The following is a 15,728-nucleotide window of genomic DNA, read 5'->3' on the forward strand; positions in this document are numbered from 1 at the left end:
AGGAAGTGGCGTGACCATTCGGGTGTTGATCGCCGACGACCAGCCGGCCGTACGCGAAGCCCTGCACCTGACGCTGGACGGCGAGCCCGACATCGAGGTGGTCGGTGAAGCGGCCGACGGGGCCGAGGCCGTGCACCTGGCGCTGTGGCGGCGGCCCGACGTGGTCGTGATGGACCTGCGCATGCCCTACGTCGACGGGATCGCCGCGATCCGGCAGCTCGCCGAGGTGGAGGCGCCGCCGAGGGTGCTGGCGCTGACGACGTTCGACACCGACGAGTACCTGTTCGGGGCGCTCCAGTCGGGGGCCTCGGGGTTCCTGCTCAAGGACAGCGACCCCGAGTTGCTGCTGGAGGCCGTACGGGCGCTGCACGGCGGGCACGGACTGGTGGACCCGAAGGTCACCACGCGGCTCATCCACCGCTTCGCGCGGCTGTCGCCCGCGTCCGCCGCCGACGCGCGGCAGCGGCTGACCGCCCGTGAGCTGGAGGTGCTCCGCCAACTGGCACGGGGACTCAGCAATGCGGAGATCGCCCGTGCCCTCATCATCGAGGAGGGCACGGTCAAGACCCACGTCGCCAGCATTCTGCGCAAACTCGGGCTGCCCTCCCGGGTGCGCGCCGTCATCTACGCCTACGAGCACGGCCTGGCCTCGCGCGACTAGACGCAGCGTTTCCGCTTCACGGACGTGGACCAGGCCGGGAGTACGTCGGTGAGCTGCGGACGGGTGAGGGACCAGACTTCGCGCCCGTGCCCCGGCACGAGTTCCTGGCCGCCCAGGAGGACGTAGGAGGTCTTGTCGAAGATGAGGGATTCGCGGGAGACGGCACCCCCGGGGCCCAGGTTGTCCACCCGGGTCACCGCGATGCCCGATCTGCCGGTGGCGTCCTTGAGCTCTTCCGTCTCGATGCCGGGCAGGGTCGCGGCGATCTTGAAGATGGCCGCCTGCTGCTCGGGCGGGACCGGGCTGCCGAGGATGTCGATGACGGCGTTCCAGGTCCGGGTCGCGGCGTCCTTGCCGGGGGTCATCCGGTATTCGGCCAGCTTGTGCCGGAGCTGCTCCTGGTCGGTCGGCCACTTCCGGAGGTCGGCGTAGGCGGGCCGCCCGGCGCCGCGTTCGGGGCAGCGGGTCAGGATTTCCTGGTACTCGGGGCTCTGCGGCCTGGATTTCGACGGTTTGTGCCAGAGGAGTCCCGGGCGGGAGCCGTCGGCGGACTCCCAGACCTCGCCCGTGATGTGGCGCGGGCCGACATTGGGGACCCCCTTCTCGCTGCGCGTCTCGGCGATGCGCTCGTAGTGGAGGTACTGGTCGTCGCGGGGCTCCGGCCACGGGGTGGCGGTCGCGGCCTCGGCCGCCAGTCGCAGGACCTCGGCGGCGCTCGCGGGCGCGGCGGAGCCGAACGTCTGCACGGCGACCACTCCCGCGGCCATCGCCGCGACCAGTCCGCCCGCCGGCGACACCCGCCGCAGCCGGACCGGCCGCCGCTTCGTACGGGCTTCGGCCAGCAGGGCGGTACGGGCGGGGGCGAGGCGCTCCGCCGTGGGGTGCGGCTGGCCGGCGAACAGGTCGCGCAGTTCGGCCAGGTCGGTCCGTTCGTTCATGAGGTGTGCTCCGTCGTGGGGTCGGTGCTGCCGAGGACGTCGCGGACGATGGCCCGCGCGCGGTTGAGGCGGGAACGCACTGTCCCGATGGGGATGGACAGGGCGTCGGCGACCTCCTCGTAAGTGAGGTCGGCCCAGGCCACGAGTAAGAGGACGTCGCGGTCGCGGCTCTTGAGCGAGGCGAGCGCCTGGGCGAGCGGGCGGCGTACGGCGTGCGCGCTCGCCCGCTCAAGGGCTTGTTCGGCGGCGTCGCCGGCGTCGGGGAGCGCGCCCACCTTCGCGTACGCCTTGTAGCGGTGTGTCTCGGCGCGCCGATGGCGGCGGATGAAGTTGGTCGCGAAGCCGTACAGCCAGGGAAGGGCCTCCGGCCGGGCGGTGTCGTAGTCGCGGCGCTGCCGGAACGCGGCGAGGAACGTCTCGGAGACGACGTCGTCGGCCGCGTCGTCGCCGAGCCGGCGGGCCACGTATCGGTGGATGTGTCCCGCGTGTCTGTCGAACAGCAAGGCGAAATCCTCGGGATCTCGCCATGACCGTTCGATCAGGTCGGCGTCGGACAGGGTCGTGCTGAGCGACATGTGGTCGGGCCTTTGCAAGGAAGTAGTGTCGCCCGTCTTTCACCTGAGCCGGGAATCGAGTTCACGCCGATGCTTTCCTGCTGTGGGTGACCATCGCCGCCGCGAGGGCGAAGGCGGCAAATCCGCACGTCACGGTCAAACCCGCCCACGGCGGGAGCGGGTAGTAGCCTTCGAGCAGTGACGGGCCGACATCCACGTGCGCGAACGTGGGGACGCTCTGCGTGATCGCGAACCCGGCGGCAGGGGTGACCACCAGCAGCCACGGCGCCAGGCCCGCGGTCGCCAGCACGTACGGCACCACGACCAGCGCGACGGACAGCCCGGCGGCGACGACCCCCCGCCTGACCAGCGCGGCCAGGCCCAGAGCCAGCACGGCGGCGGCCGCGGTCAGCGCCGCGTAGCCGGCGACCACCCGGAGCCCGGTGCCCAGAGTGATCGGCTGGATCGGGTTCTGATGGGCGCGCAACAGCGCCAGACCGGCGGGGACCACGACCCCCGAGGTCACCAGCCCCGCCACGAACGCGACCGCGCCGAGCACCGCGGCCTGGGCCACCAGTTGCCGCGCCGAGTGCGGCCCGGCAGGCAGGCCGCTCGGGCTCCGCCCGCGCCGGTGCGTGCAGAACGTCACCGCCGCCGCGAGCACCGGGATCAGCCCCACGGCCCCGCCGATCAGCAAGAGGTCGGCGCGGATGCCGCCCTCCACCGTGGCGGGCCCGATGTCGCCGCCGCCGGTCACGATGAGCTGGTCGCCGGACTCGGCGACCCCGCCCGGGTGATGCGGGGTCCTGCCGTCGGACTCCAGGCCGACGCCGACGTCGTCGTGCCGCCACGAACCGTTCGCGCCCCGCAGCGTGATCCGGTCGAAGGTGGCGGTGGCCTGGGCGAAGGCTTTCGCCATGCCCCACAGCGCGCCCGGTGAGGTGGCGAACAGCCCGATCTCGACCGTCTCCGGCAGCCCGGCCAGCTTGACCGTGCCGATCTCGGTCCACGTCCTGCCGTCGTCCGACTCGTAGCCGCTGACGGTGTCGCCCGACCTGGTCAGCCGCAGCCACTGCGGGCCGTTGTGAGGACCGCCGGGAATGTCGTGGATGTAGTTGTGCTGCATCCGCACGCCGTGATCTCCGGTGAGCATGACGGCGGCGTACGGTGTGCCCTGCTTGAGGCTCTGCCTGACGAGGAGCCCGGCCTTGGCCCAGGGCACCACTCCTTCCGTGACGTTGCGCACCCCGGGCACGGCGTCCGGCAGCCGCATCTGCCCGGTCAGGCCCGCCACGCGGGCGGTGATGGCGCCGTTCCCCTTGAGCGGCTGGTGCACGAAGTAGTACTTGTCCTTCACCGCCGTGCCGTCGGGTCCCAGCAGCGGCGCGGGGCAGGGGCCTTCGCCCTTCCCGGTCACGCAGGTGCTGCGGACGCCCCCGGCGATCAGCAGTCCGAGCGACACGGTGACCAGCACGGAGGCCGCCATGGCGAGCAGCAGGCCGCGCGAGGAGCGGAACCTGGCCCACTCCGCGCGCAGCGCCTGGGAGAAGCCGTCCTGTCCGGCCGTGGATGATCTCATGGCGACGGTTGTACGCGGCGTCCGGTTCCGGCCGGGTCGCAGCGGCTGCGACCCGGCCGGAACCCGGCATCTGGCATCGTTGGCGCATGGCTCCTCCACCCACCGGACGGTCCGCCCGCACGAGGTTCGGCGGCGGGCGGTGAGGGTCCTCGTCGTGGAGGACTTCGAGGTCCTCGCCCGCTCCATCGGCACCGGGCTGCGCCGCGAGGGCATGGCCGTGGACGTCGTCCTGGACGGGAGCGCCGCCCTCGACCGGCTGGCCGTCACCCGCTACGACGTGGTGATCCTCGACCGCGACCTGCCCGGCGTCCACGGGGACGAGATCTGCCGGCGGCTCGCCCACGGTCGTTGCGAGAGCCGCGTGCTGATGCTCACCGCCTCCGGCACGATCGAGGACCGCGTCGCCGGGCTCGGCCTCGGCGCCGACGACTACCTGCCCAAGCCGTTCGCGTTCGCCGAGCTGGTCGCCCGCGTCCGCGCGCTGGCCCGCCGCGCCACCCCGCCGCTGCCGCCCACCCTGGCGTACGGGGACATCACTCTCGATCCGGCCCGCCGTACCGCGTTCCGGGACGGCCGGCGTCTTGAGCTGAGCCCCCGGGAGTTCGGCCTGCTCGCCTGCCTGCTGGCCGTGCCCGGCCTGGTCATCTCGGCCGAGGAACTGCTGGAGCGCGTCTGGGACGAGGCCGCCGACCCCTTCAGCAGCGCCGTCAAGCACACCGTGCACCGGCTGCGGGCCAAGCTCGGCGACCCGCCCGTGATCGAGACCGTCCGCGAGGGCGGCTACCGCATCGGGCCGTCATGACCCGGCTCGCCAGAAGGTCCCTGCGGAAGCGGCTCGCCCTCGCCTACGCGGCGGGCGTCTACGCCGCCGGAGTCCTCGTGCTCGTCGTCGTCGACCTCCCGCTCGCCACCGTCCAGGCGACCAGACCCGCGGGCCACTCCTCGGCGAGCGCGGCCGCCGCGACCGGGCCCGGCATCAGCCTTCCCCAGCTCCTCGTGGGGTCCGCCGTCGCCCTGGTCCTCCTGATCCCGGTCGCGCTGGCCCTCGGCTGGTACGTCGCCGGCCGGTTCCTGCAGCCGCTGCGCGCCATCACCGCCACCGCCGAAGTCATCTCCGCCGGAAACCTCCACCGGCGCCTGGACCTCGGCGAGCCTGTGGACGAGCTGACCGCGCTCGGCCGCACCCTCGACGACCTGTTCGCCCGCCTGGAGGCGTCCTTCGACGCCCAGCGTCACTTCGTCGCCAACGCCTCCCACGAGCTGCGCACGCCACTCGCCGGTCTGCGTACCCTCCTCGAAGTCGCCCTCGCCGACCCCGACGCCGACGCCGCCGACCTGCGCGCGGCCTGCCAGGAGGCCCTGGCTCTCGGCGGGCACCAGGAGCGGCTGGTCGAAGCGCTGCTCGCCCTGGCCGTCAGCGAGCGCGGCGTCACCCGCCGGGACACCCTCGACCTCGCCCACGTCGTCGAAGGAGCGCTCGCCACCCGCCGCGACCATGCCACCGAGAAGGGCATCGACCTCGCCGAACACCTGACGCCCGCCGTGACCGCAGGAGACCCGGGACTGGTCGAAAGCCTCGTCGCCAACCTCATCGACAACGCCGTCCGTCACAACCACGCGGGCGGGCACGTGCAGGTCACCACGCGGACCGTCGGCACGCAGGTGGCCCTCACGGTCGCCAACAGCGGGCCGGTCATCCCCGAGGACCAGATCCAGCGCCTCTTCCACCCCTTCCAGAGGCTGTCGCCCGATCGGCACGGCCACCGCGACGGCTACGGCCTCGGCCTCGCCATCGTCAACGCCGTCGCGCGGGCTCACCGCGCCACCCTCGTCACCGAGGCACGCCCCGAGGGCGGCCTGTCCATCACCGTACGATTCCTCCGCGCCGCTCCCTGAAACCGACGACCGTCCGGCCGACGCCCTGCTGATCCGCCCGGACGCCCACGTCGCCTGGGTCGCGCCCGTCGACGAACCCGCCGGAGCGGCCACGTCCGCGCGGCGAGAAGCGCTCTCCACCTGGTTCGGCCCAGCCTGACCGTTCCCAACTAGTAGTATTTATTCCAAGAGTCATAGTACTGTGCAGCTTGTGCGACGACTCGACATCCCGAGCCAGATCCCCCCGCCGCTCCAAGGCCACCTGCGGCTGGGCGATCTCCTCGACCGACCCGACGCGATCACCGTGAACTCCCGGCACTTGAGCCGGAGCGGCAGACCGTGGTTCCCGATCATGGGAGAGTTCCACTACGGCCGCTACCCGGCGGCCGAATGGCGGGAAGAGCTGCTGAAGGTACGGGCGGGCGGGGTGACGGTCGTCGCCACGTACGTCTTCTGGAACCTGCACGAGGAGCGGCGCGGCGTCTTCGACTGGAGCGGCGACCGCGACCTGCGCCGTTTCGTGACCACCTGTGCCGAGCTGGGGCTCGACGTGGTGGTGCGGATCGGACCGTGGGGGCACGGGGAGTCGCGCAACGGCGGCTTTCCCGACTGGGTCCTGGAGGCCGACTGTGTGCCGCGCACCGACGACCCCCGTTACCTGGAGCTGGTCCGGCCGCTGTACGAGCAGATCGGCGCCCAGCTCGCCGGCCTGACCCGCGAGCACGGCGGCCCGGTGGTGGCGGTGCAGGTGGAGAACGAGCTGTACGACCAGCCGGACCATCTCGTCACGCTCAAGCGCACCGCGAAGGCGGCGGGCATCGACGCGCCGCTGTGGACGGCGACCGGCTGGGGGCACGCGCAGCTGCCGCCGGACGAATTGATCCCGCTGTTCGGCGGCTACTCGGAGGCCGCATGGGACACCGCCCATGACGGCTGGCCGCAGCAGAGCCGGGCCCACTACTTCTTCGGGCCCGGCCGGGACGACGACTCCATCGGCTCGGACCTGCGCACCACCGAGGTGACCGGCTCGGACGAGAGCCACCTGGCGCGCTACCCGTTCGCCACCTGCGAGCTGGGCGGCGGGATGTACACCTCCTACCACCGCCGGCCGATCGTCGAGGCCCCCGACATCGCCGCGCTGGGGCTGGTGAAGCTGGGCAGCGGGTCGGTGTGGCAGGGCTACTACATGTACCACGGGGCATCCCAGAAGATCGGCGCGCTGTCCACGCTGCAGGAGTCGCACGCCACCGGCTACCCCAACGACTGCCCGGTCATCAGCTACGACTTCCAGGCGCCGCTCGGCGAGTACGGCCAGTTCCGCGACTCCTTCCACCACTTGCGGCTGCAGCATCTGTGGCTGGCCGCCGACGGCCCGGACCTCGCCACCATGACGCTGGTGATGCCGCCGGACGCCCCCGACGACACCGCCGACCGGGAGACGCTGCGCTGGTGCGTACGCTCCGACGGCCGTTCGGGATTCCTGTTCGTCAACAATCACCAGCCGGTCGAGACCCTGCCCGCCCACGAGGAGGTGCGGTTCGCGGTCGAGCTGGACGGCCGCGAACTCGTCGTGCCGCGTGAGCCGGTGACGGTGCCGTCCGGGGCGTACTTCGTCTGGCCGCTCGCGCGTCCGGTCGGCGGCAGCCTGCTGCTGACCGGCACCGCGCAGCCCATGGGGGTGCTGGACGCCGACGAGCCCGTCCACGTCTTCTGTCAGACCGCCGGCATCCCGGTGGAACTCGTCTTCGACGCCGCCACGGTCGCCGAGGTCGAGGGTCCCGCGACGGTGCGGCACGAGGCCGACCGCCTCGTGGTCGCCGATCTCGTGCCGGGCACCGGCTGCCTGGTGCGGGTGCGCGACGCGTCCGGCGCCCGCGCGGCCGTCCTCGTCCTGGACGCCGCCACGGCCCTGACCGCGGCCCGGGGGCCGCTCTGGGGGGCCGACCGGCTGGTGCTGAGCGAGCGGCCGGTGGTGATCGAGGATGGCCGCCTGGTGGTGTACGGCCAGGGCTCCTCCGACGTGCGAATCTTCCCCGCTCCGGACTTCGCGACGCGGACCGACGGCGCGTTCGGCCTGCTGCCGGTGCCCGCCGCCGCCGGCCAGGTGCCCGAGGCGAAGGTGGAGGAGGTCAGGCAGGCGGGCCCGGCACGGCGACCGGTGATCGACGCCGCCTCCGGACGGGCCTCCGCGCCCACCGACGCGGACTTCGAGCAGGCCGCGGTGTACCGGATCACCGTCCCCGTGGAGGCTTTCACGGGCGAGGACGAGGTGCTGCTGCGGCTGGACTGGGTCGGTGACGTGGGCCGGGCCTACGTCGGCGGCCGGCTGGTGGCCGACCAGTTCTGGTACGGCCCCGCCTGGGAGATCGGGCTGCGCCGCTTCCGCGAGGAGATCCTGGAGCACGGGATCGAGGTGCGGCTGCTGCCGCTGAGCGAGGACGCCCCCGTGTTCATCTCGCCCAAGGCGCGGCCCACCGCTTACCCCGGCGGCTCCGTCCTGGAGCTGCGCTCGGTCACCCTCACCCCGGTGCCCCGCACCGTGATCACCTAGGACGGGCGATGACGACGCTGGACGAGGCGCTGGCCGCTCTGCCCGTCATCGCCATCATCAGAGCCGCCGCCTCCCGCCACCTCAACGCCGTGCTGGAGACCCTCGCCGGCGCCGGCGTCCGCGCCATGGAGGTCACCATGACGACTCCCGGCGCGGCCGAGGCCATCCGATGGGCGGCCGGGGGCGGGCTTCCTGGAGTGGCGATCGGGGCGGGCACCGTGCTCGACGCGGACTCGGCACGCCAGGCCGTGGACGCCGGCGCCGGTTACCTGATCACCCCGGCCGTGCTGCCCGAGGTGATCGGGGAAGGCCGGCGGCTCGGCGTCCCCGTCCTGCCGGGGGCGTTCACGCCGACGGAGATCGTACAGGCGTGGTCCCAAGGGGCGACCATGGTCAAGGTCTTCCCCGCGGGCGCGGCGGGCGGCCCCGGCTACATCAAGGACGTACGGGCCCCGTTGCCGCACATCCCGCTGGTGCCGACGGGAGGCATCGGCATCGGGGAAGTGCCGGCCTACCTGCGGGCCGGGGCGCGGGCCGTGGGGATGGGCTCGCCGCTGGTGGGCGACGCGTGCACGGACGGCGACACGGCGGCGCTGGCCGCCCGCGCCGGGCGACTGGTCGAGGTCGTCAGGGGCTCGGATGGGTGAGCTGGTCACCCTGGGCGAGGCGATGGCGGTGACGCGGGTGTCCGGCATCGGCCCGCCGTCACCCGGCGCCGCGGCCACGCTGTCGTACGCCGGCGCGGAGGCGACCGTCGCGATCGGGGTGGCCAGGCTGGGACATCGCGCCACCTGGCTGGGGCGGCTCGGCCAGGACGCGGCGGCGGACATGATCCTCACCTCGCTGCGGGGCGAGGGCGTCGACGTCTCCCGTACGGTGCGCGACGACGACCGGCCCACCGGGCAGATGACGCGCTACCGGCGGACCGCCGACCGGGTGGTGGTCTCCTACCACCGCAAGGACGGTGCCGGGGTGCGGCTCTCGCCCGGCGACATCTCCGCCGAGGCGATCAGTTCGGCGGACGTGCTGCACCTGACGGGCATCACGCCGGCGCTCGGCCCCGGACCCGCGGCCGCCGTGGAGCGGGCCCTGGCGGTCGCCGAACAGGTGGGCGTGCCGGTCAGCTTCGACGTCAACTACCGCGCCCTGCTGTGGCCGCCCGAACGGGCCGGTGAGGTGCTGCGGCGGCTCGTCGGCCGGGCGGAGGTGGTGTTCGCCGGCCTGGAGGAGGCGCGGCTCGTCGCGAACGGGCCACCGGCGGGGGACGACCCGGCCGTGCCGGCCCGGCTGCTGCTGGAGCTGGGGCCGCGCGAGGTCGTCATCAAGCTGGGGCGCGAGGGCGCGTACGTCACCGATGGGAACGAGGCACTGCGGGTGCCCGCCCGCCAGGTCAGCGAGGTGGACCCGGTCGGGGCGGGCGACGCTTTCGTCGCGGGCTACCTGTCCGGGCGGCTGGACGGGCTCGGCCTGGCCGGCCGCGCGGAGCTCGGCGTGACGTGCGGCGCGTTCGCCGTGGCGACGTGGGGCGACTGGGAGGGGCTGCCGCGGCGGCGCGAGCTGGACCTGCTGGCGGCGGGTGACGGTGTGGCCCGCTGACGGGCCCGGGGCCGGGCGATCAAGGTCCGGCCTGTGCTCCGTGCACCTTCTTGGCCAGCTCGACGTCCGCGATCGAGCGCTCGATGAGCGCCCGCATCGCGGCCTCGGCCGCCTTCGGCCGCTGCTTGCGCACGGCGAGCAGCACCTCGGCGTGCTTGTCGGCGGATTCGCTGGTGAGCGTCGCGTGCACGAACTGGTCACGCAGCCGCAGCCCCGCCTCGATCGCGGTGGCCATCTGCGCCATCAGTTCGTTGTGCGCGGCGCGCAGCAGGGCGTGGTGGAAGACCAGATCGGCCTCCACGTGATCGACGGCCGGTCTGCCCGCCGCGGTCCGCATGGCGGCCAGCGCGTCTTCGAGGTCGGCCAGGTCGCGGTCGGTGCGGCGCTGCGCCGCCATGCGCGCGACGGCGGGCTCGACGGTCAGGCGTACCTCGCCCAGTTCGTCGAGGAACGTCTCGTCCACCCGGTCGGCGAAGCGCCAGCGCAGCACGTCGGCGTCCAGGAGCGCCCAGTGCTCACGCGGCGCCACGAAGGTGCCTCGCCTGGGCCGGGCTCCGACCAGGCCCTTGGCGGCCAGCACGCGCAGCGCCTCGCGCACGGCGGTCCTGCTCACGGAGAAGCGCTCCTGCAGGGCCGCCATGTCGAGGTCGTCGTCAGGGGAGATGTCGCCGTTGACGATGGCCGCGCCCAGGCTGTTGACCACCCGGTCGTGCGCGCCGGCTCTCCCGATCTCCGTCATGGCGGAATCATGCCACGCCCGCACGCCCTGCCGCCGTTCCCATAGATCACTTACATCACCTCTGAGCATACTAGTGTAAAAAGTAATCGTATTTATTGTTGACTTCGGCGAGGTGGAACGGCATTCTGCTCGTCAAGTCCCGTATCCGGGCACATCACACCCCCAACGAAGGAGTCGACGATGAGCGACGTGACGCGGCGGGCCTTCCTGCGTCGGACCGGTCTGATCGGCGGTGGTCTGCTCGCCGCGCCGATGCTCGGCGCCTGCGGCGGCGGGAGCGGCGGTGGCCAGGCGGTCACGTCGGGGGCCGTGACGATCGGCTTCTGGACGCACGACCCCGGCTACGTGAAGACCTTCACGGCCTCGGCCAAGCGGCTCAGCGACGCGCCGGGCGGCGCCTTCGACTACACGCTGAAGACCACCCAGGCCGACAGCGAGGCCCTGGTCACCAAGATGGTCTCCCAGGGCGCGGCCGGCACCGGGACCCCTGACATGATCGGCATCGTCATCATCGTCTTCCCGCGGGTCATGACCGGCGGCATCGGCAAGCAGCTCCTGCTCGACCTGGACAGCCTCGTCGCCCCCGTCAAGGACGACCTGCTGCGCACCGCCCCGTACACCATCGACGGCAAGCTGTACGCGCTGGAGTCCGACACCTGTCTCAGCGTCCTGTACTACCGCGAGGACGAGTTCAGGAAGAACGGCATCCCGGAGGACGTTGGCACCTGGGAGGAGCTGGCGGAGATCGGCGCCCGGCTGCACCATAAGACCGGACAGTCGCTGGGCATGATCGGCACAGGCGACAACACCTCCATCACGGACATGTTCCTGCAGTTGCTGCTGCAGCGTGGCGGCGGCTACTTCGACCAGGGCGGCAACCTCGTCCTGGACTCCCCGGAGGCCGTCGAGGTGCTCGACTTCATGGCCAAGGGCGTCGCCAGCGGCTTCCTGCTGACCCTGCCCGACCCGTACGGCGCGCCGAACACCGCCGCGCTCAAGAACGACAAGCTCATCGCCACCGTGATGCCGAACTGGTACAACGTCTACGGCCTGCAGACCAACGTGCCCGAGCAGAAGGGCAAGTGGCGCATGCGCACCCTGCCCAAGTTCGCGGGTGGCGGCCACATCTCCTCCGCGCTCGGCGGCACCGGCTTCGCCGTGCTCAAGGACAAGCCCAACACCGCGGCCGCCACCGAGCTGCTCAAGCAGACCTACCTGACCAGGGAAGGGCAGCTGCTGCGCTTCCAGCAGGGCGGCTTCCTGCCCACGCTCAAGTCGCTGTACCAGGACAAGGACTTCCTCGGCTTCGAGGACGAATACCTGGGCGGGCAGCGCCTGTTCGACGTCTACATCCCCGCCTCCCAGGACAGCCCGGTCTTCTACCAGAACGCCCAGCTGAACGTGCTCATCGAAGCGCTCGGCGGCCCCATGCTGGAGACGCTGCAGGGCAAGAAGAAGCCCGCCGAGGCGATCAAGGAGGCGACGGCCGCCTACACCAGCAAGAAGGGCAACTGAGGTGCCGTCCGTCGCTTCCCGGCGAGCGCTCGCGCCCTACGCGTTCATCTCCCCGTTCTACCTGCTGTACGCGCTGTTCCTGGTCGTCCCGATCGGCATCGGCGGCTACCTGAGCCTGACCGAGTGGGCCGGGCTCGGCACTCCGCTGTGGGTGGGGCTGGACAACTACACCCGGCTGTTCGGCGACGGCAGCTTCCTGACCGCGGTCGTCAACACGGTGCTGTACGTGTTCTTCTCGGTGTGCGTCGTGGTGCCGGCCGCGCTGCTGATCGCCCAGGCGCTCAACGCGCGCGGCCTGCGCGGCCGTGACTTCTTCCGGCTGACGTTCTTCGTCCCCGTCGTGCTGTCGCCGATCATCATCGCGCTGGTCTTCACGCTGTTCTACGACCGCGAGTACGGCCTGTTCAACGCCGCGCTCCGGGGGTTCTTCGGCTGGGGCGGCATCGACTGGCTGGGCGAGCCCTCCTGGGCGAAGGTCAGCGTGATGCTGCTGGTGCTGTGGCGCTGGACCGGCTACCTGACGATCTTCTTCCTGGCCGGGCTGAAGAACATCCCGCGCGAGCTGTACGAGGCCGCCAGCATCGACGGCGCCGGCCGGGTGCACAGCTTCTTCAACGTCACCCTTCCCATGCTCAAGCCCGTCACCGCGTTCGTCGCCGTCACCGTCATGGTCGGCACCGCGCAGATCCTGGAGGAGCCGATGCTGCTGACCAAGGGCGGGCCGGGCGAGGCGACGCTGTCGGTGGCGATGTTCATCTACCGCGAGGCGTTCACCCGCCAGCAGCTCGGCTACGCGGCCGCGGCCGGCGTCGTGATGTTCGTCATCGTCTTCCTCATCGGGCGCGCCGCCAACGCGGTGCTCGGGGTGGGGAGGGAGAAATGAGCCGCAGCTCGGCGAGCCGCGGGCCCCGGCTGGTGTATGTCCTGCTGATCGCGCTCGTGGTGATGTTCGGGGTGCCGCTGCTGTGGGCGCTCAGCTCGTCGTTCAAGCATCGCGGCGACATCTTCACCTACCCGCCGCAGCCGCTGCCGTCGCCGTTCACGCTGGAGAACTACACCCGCCTGCTGGAGACGCAGCCGTTCTGGGGCTGGTTCGCGACCAGCACCGTCGTGGCCGTGGTCTCCACCGCGGTGTCGGTGTTCGTGTGCGCGCTGGCCGGGTTCGCCTTCGCCAAATACCGCTTCCGCGGCAAGCGGCTGCTGTTCGACGTGATGTTCAGCTCCATGGCCGTGCCGTTCGCGGTGATCGTCGTGCCGCTGTTCGTCATGCTCGTCAAGGCCGGCGTCACCAACGTCTACTTCAGCCTGATCGTGCCGTGGGTGGCGCCCGCGTTCGGGATCTTCATGATGCGCCAGTACGCCGAGCAGGCCGTGCCCGACTCGGTCCTGGAGGCGGCCCGCATCGACGGCGCCTCGGAGTTCGGGCTGTTCACCCGCGTGGTGCTGCCGCTGCTGCGTCCCGCGCTGGGCGCGCTGGCGGTGTGGGGCTTCCTCAACAGCTACAACAGCTTCCTCTGGCCGCTCATCGTGGTCTCCGACCCGGCTCAGTACACGCTGCCACTGGGCATCCAGTCGTTGTACGCCGCCGAGGCCCGCCAGGTCGACCTGGTGCTGGCCGGCAGCGTGCTCGCCGCCATCCCCAGCCTGATCATGTTCATCGTGCTGCGCAAGCAGCTGCTCGACGGCCTGACCGCGGGCGCCGTCAAATCCTGAGGGAGTGGACCTCTTGTCCAAGCTGACCATCACGCTCTGGGACTTCACCTGGTACACCAGGACCGGCCCCGGAGAGCCGTTCGAGGACCTGGACCGTGCCTTCACCGAGGCGGTGGCGCGCGGGTACAACACGGTGCGCGTCTGCGCCATGCCGTACCTGCTGTTCGGATCCGGGCTGGACACCTCCGCGCTGACCTTCGCCCCGTTCGGCCGCGGCTACGGCCTCGGCACCCGCTGGTACGACGTCCGCGAGAGCACCACGCTGGACGGCCGCGCCCACCTGCTGGCGCTGTTCCAGGCCGCCCGGCGGCACGGCTGCCAGGTGATCGTCTCCTCCTGGGAGTACCAGCAGAGCTCCAGCTTCCTGGCCGACCCCGCCTGGCACGAGGCGCTGCGCGCGGTGCCGGCCGAGCGGCGCGCGAACGCGCTGGCCGAGGCCCTCGCCGACCTGGTGGACTTCGTGGCCGGGCACGGCCTGGCCGAGCAGATCGCGTTCGTCGAGCTGCACAACGAGATCCAGGCGACCTGGCTCACCGAGGCGCTCGCGCCCGGCGAGTCCCCGGTGCTCGGCCTGCGGCCGTACCTGGAGAAGGCCGTCGACACGTTCAAGACCCGGCACCCGGACACTCCCGTGACGGTGAACTACGCCCGGGTGCCGCACGCCGAGATGCGCGGCATCCCCGCCAACATCGACGTCGCCGTCTTCCACCCCTACGTCCACGGCGTCCTGGACGAGCTCATCGACACCTTCGCGCTGCGCGACACCACCGTGCCGTTCCCGCAGGAGCGCGCCCGGCGGGAGCTGCTCCGCCCGGACGCCCCCGACCTCGCGGACTGGTATCCCGAGCAGCAGTGGCGCAGCGCGGCCACGGTGGTGCCGCCCCGCGAGGTGTACCTCCACGACTGGTGCGATCCGGCCCGGTTCGACCGCTGGCTGTACGACCGGCACGCCGGGTACCGATACGGCATGGCCGAGAGGCTGCGCATCTGGATCGAGGTGGCCGCCGACTGGGCCGCCGCCCGCGACCTGCCCCTGGTGTTCGGCGAGGGCTGGGTCGGCTACACCCCGCTGCACGGCACCTTCGAGGGAGGGCCCGTAGGAGCCGGGATCTGCCTGGACGCCGTCCAGCACGCCCGGGACGTCGGCGCGTGGGGCACCGTGGTCTGCTCGAACGCGGCCCCCCACCACCCGATGTGGGCCGACGTCGACCTGCAGGTCACCGCCAACGCGCTGTTCACGGGGGAGCGGTGAACGGCCGCTTCGAGGCCAGGACAGCCCTGGTCACCGGCGCCGCCTCGGGCATCGGCGCGGCCACCGCCCGCCGCCTGGCCGCCGAGGGGGCGCGGGTGCTGCTGGCCGACATCGCCGACGAGCAGGGCCGCGAGGTCGCCGCCGCGATCGGGGAGCGGGCCGCCTTCGTGCACCTGGACGTCTCCTCCGCCCGCGACTGGGCCGCCTGTTTCGACGAGGTACGTGACCGGTTCGGCCGCCTGGACGTGCTGCACGCCAACGGGCCCGGCCGGGTCGTGCCTGCCCGTCCCGCGCACGAGATGCCGGAGTCGGACTGGGACCTGCAGATCGACGTCTCGCTCAAGGCCGCCTACCTGGCGGCGCGTACGTTCTGCCCGCTTTTGGCCGAGACCTCGGGCGCCCTGGTCATCACCTCCTCGGTGCACGCCCAGACCGGCATCCCGGGCTGCGCGCCGTACGCCGCCGCCAAGGGCGGCCTGCAGTCGCTGACCCGGCAGCTCGCCGTCGAGTACGCCCCCCGCGTGCGCGTCAACGCGGTCGTCCCCGGACCGATCATGAGCCCCGCCTGGGACGGCATCGACGAGCAGGGCCGCGCCGCCACCATCGCGGAAACCCCGGCAGGCCGCTTCGGCACCCCCGACGAGGTGGCCGCGGCCGTCGCCTTCCTGGCCGCGCCGGAGGCCGGCTTCATCACCGGCGCCTGCCTCAACGTCGACGGCGGCTGGAGCATCTCCACCACCTCCTCCTAGAACGGA

Annotated in this window: 15 protein-coding genes and 1 pseudogene; 12 read left to right on the forward strand and 4 right to left on the reverse strand. The window is 72.1% G+C overall.

Annotation, left to right across the window (positions count from 1 at the left end):
• Positions 1 to 10 precede the first annotated feature (10 nt).
• A complete protein-coding gene (locus SMD20_RS43890) occupies positions 11 to 661 on the forward strand; it encodes a response regulator transcription factor (protein ID WP_329593138.1) in 651 nt (216 codons plus the stop codon).
• Here the strand turns inward: SMD20_RS43890 and SMD20_RS43895 are convergent.
• The 3 genes from SMD20_RS43895 to SMD20_RS43905 all read right to left on the reverse strand — a co-directional run bounded on the left by SMD20_RS43895 (position 658) and on the right by SMD20_RS43905 (position 3,732).
• Positions 658 to 1,599, reverse strand: a complete 942-nt coding sequence (locus SMD20_RS43895; protein ID WP_329593140.1) for a CU044_5270 family protein — start codon at positions 1,597 to 1,599, stop codon at positions 658 to 660. The two genes, SMD20_RS43890 and SMD20_RS43895, sit on opposite strands and share 4 nt — an antisense overlap.
• Complete coding sequence (locus SMD20_RS43900; RefSeq protein ID WP_329593141.1) at positions 1,596 to 2,174, reverse strand: RNA polymerase sigma factor; 579 nt, start codon at positions 2,172 to 2,174, stop codon at positions 1,596 to 1,598. Before SMD20_RS43900 ends, SMD20_RS43895 begins: the two co-directional genes overlap by 4 nt.
• A 61-nt stretch (positions 2,175 to 2,235) precedes the next feature.
• Positions 2,236 to 3,732 carry a hypothetical protein gene (locus SMD20_RS43905; RefSeq protein ID WP_329593143.1) on the reverse strand — a complete coding sequence of 499 codons (1,497 nt, stop codon included), beginning with the start codon at positions 3,730 to 3,732 and terminating at the stop codon, positions 2,236 to 2,238.
• A 139-nt stretch (positions 3,733 to 3,871) separates the two neighbouring features.
• Here SMD20_RS43905 and SMD20_RS43910 point away from each other — a divergent pair, with 139 nt between their 5' ends.
• From SMD20_RS43910 to SMD20_RS43935, 6 genes and pseudogenes are all read left to right on the forward strand, one after another.
• Positions 3,872 to 4,534 carry a response regulator transcription factor gene (locus tag SMD20_RS43910; protein WP_329593145.1) on the forward strand — a complete coding sequence of 221 codons (663 nt, stop codon included), beginning with the start codon at positions 3,872 to 3,874 and terminating at the stop codon, positions 4,532 to 4,534.
• Positions 4,531 to 5,628, forward strand: a complete 1,098-nt coding sequence (locus SMD20_RS43915; protein ID WP_329593146.1) for a sensor histidine kinase — start codon at positions 4,531 to 4,533, stop codon at positions 5,626 to 5,628. The genes SMD20_RS43910 and SMD20_RS43915 overlap by 4 nt, the downstream gene beginning before the upstream one ends.
• Before the next feature lie 13 nt (positions 5,629 to 5,641).
• Positions 5,642 to 5,767, forward strand: a pseudogene (locus SMD20_RS43920) (aromatic-ring hydroxylase C-terminal domain-containing protein); the annotation flags it as partial.
• A 51-nt stretch (positions 5,768 to 5,818) separates the two neighbouring features.
• A complete protein-coding gene (locus SMD20_RS43925) occupies positions 5,819 to 8,158 on the forward strand; it encodes a beta-galactosidase (RefSeq protein ID WP_329593147.1) in 2,340 nt (779 codons plus the stop codon).
• A gap of 8 nt (positions 8,159 to 8,166) precedes the next feature.
• Complete coding sequence (locus tag SMD20_RS43930; RefSeq protein WP_329593149.1) at positions 8,167 to 8,805, forward strand: bifunctional 4-hydroxy-2-oxoglutarate aldolase/2-dehydro-3-deoxy-phosphogluconate aldolase; 639 nt, start codon at positions 8,167 to 8,169, stop codon at positions 8,803 to 8,805.
• Positions 8,798 to 9,754 carry a sugar kinase gene (locus tag SMD20_RS43935; protein ID WP_329593150.1) on the forward strand — a complete coding sequence of 319 codons (957 nt, stop codon included), beginning with the start codon at positions 8,798 to 8,800 and terminating at the stop codon, positions 9,752 to 9,754. The genes SMD20_RS43930 and SMD20_RS43935 overlap by 8 nt, the downstream gene beginning before the upstream one ends.
• A gap of 19 nt (positions 9,755 to 9,773) precedes the next feature.
• Here the strand turns inward: SMD20_RS43935 and SMD20_RS43940 are convergent, their stop codons facing one another.
• Positions 9,774 to 10,493 (reverse strand): FadR/GntR family transcriptional regulator, encoded by a 720-nt coding sequence (locus SMD20_RS43940; protein ID WP_329593151.1) that lies wholly within the window; start codon positions 10,491 to 10,493, stop codon positions 9,774 to 9,776.
• 180 nt (positions 10,494 to 10,673) lie between these two features.
• On the opposite strand from SMD20_RS43940, the gene SMD20_RS43945 reads away from it, so the two are divergent.
• From SMD20_RS43945 to SMD20_RS43965, 5 genes are read left to right on the forward strand one after another with little or no spacing between them, the layout of a single operon-like run.
• Positions 10,674 to 12,008, forward strand: a complete 1,335-nt coding sequence (locus SMD20_RS43945; RefSeq protein ID WP_329593153.1) for an ABC transporter substrate-binding protein — start codon at positions 10,674 to 10,676, stop codon at positions 12,006 to 12,008.
• 1 nt (position 12,009) lies between these two features.
• Positions 12,010 to 12,891: a carbohydrate ABC transporter permease gene (locus tag SMD20_RS43950; protein WP_329593156.1), complete on the forward strand. Its 882-nt coding sequence runs from the start codon at positions 12,010 to 12,012 to the stop codon at positions 12,889 to 12,891.
• Positions 12,888 to 13,721 carry a carbohydrate ABC transporter permease gene (locus SMD20_RS43955; protein WP_329593157.1) on the forward strand — a complete coding sequence of 278 codons (834 nt, stop codon included), beginning with the start codon at positions 12,888 to 12,890 and terminating at the stop codon, positions 13,719 to 13,721. The genes SMD20_RS43950 and SMD20_RS43955 overlap by 4 nt, the downstream gene beginning before the upstream one ends.
• A gap of 13 nt (positions 13,722 to 13,734) precedes the next feature.
• Positions 13,735 to 14,973, forward strand: coding sequence for a cellulase-like family protein (locus tag SMD20_RS43960; RefSeq protein ID WP_329593158.1), 1,239 nt, complete (start codon positions 13,735 to 13,737; stop codon positions 14,971 to 14,973).
• A complete protein-coding gene (locus SMD20_RS43965) occupies positions 14,970 to 15,722 on the forward strand; it encodes an SDR family NAD(P)-dependent oxidoreductase (RefSeq protein ID WP_329593160.1) in 753 nt (250 codons plus the stop codon). Before SMD20_RS43960 ends, SMD20_RS43965 begins: the two co-directional genes overlap by 4 nt.
• Positions 15,723 to 15,728 lie beyond the last annotated feature (6 nt).

The sequence above is a fragment of the Nonomuraea sp. LP-02 genome (assembly GCF_036289125.1).
In the GTDB taxonomy this organism is placed as follows: Bacteria; Actinomycetota; Actinomycetes; order Streptosporangiales; family Streptosporangiaceae; genus Nonomuraea; species Nonomuraea bangladeshensis.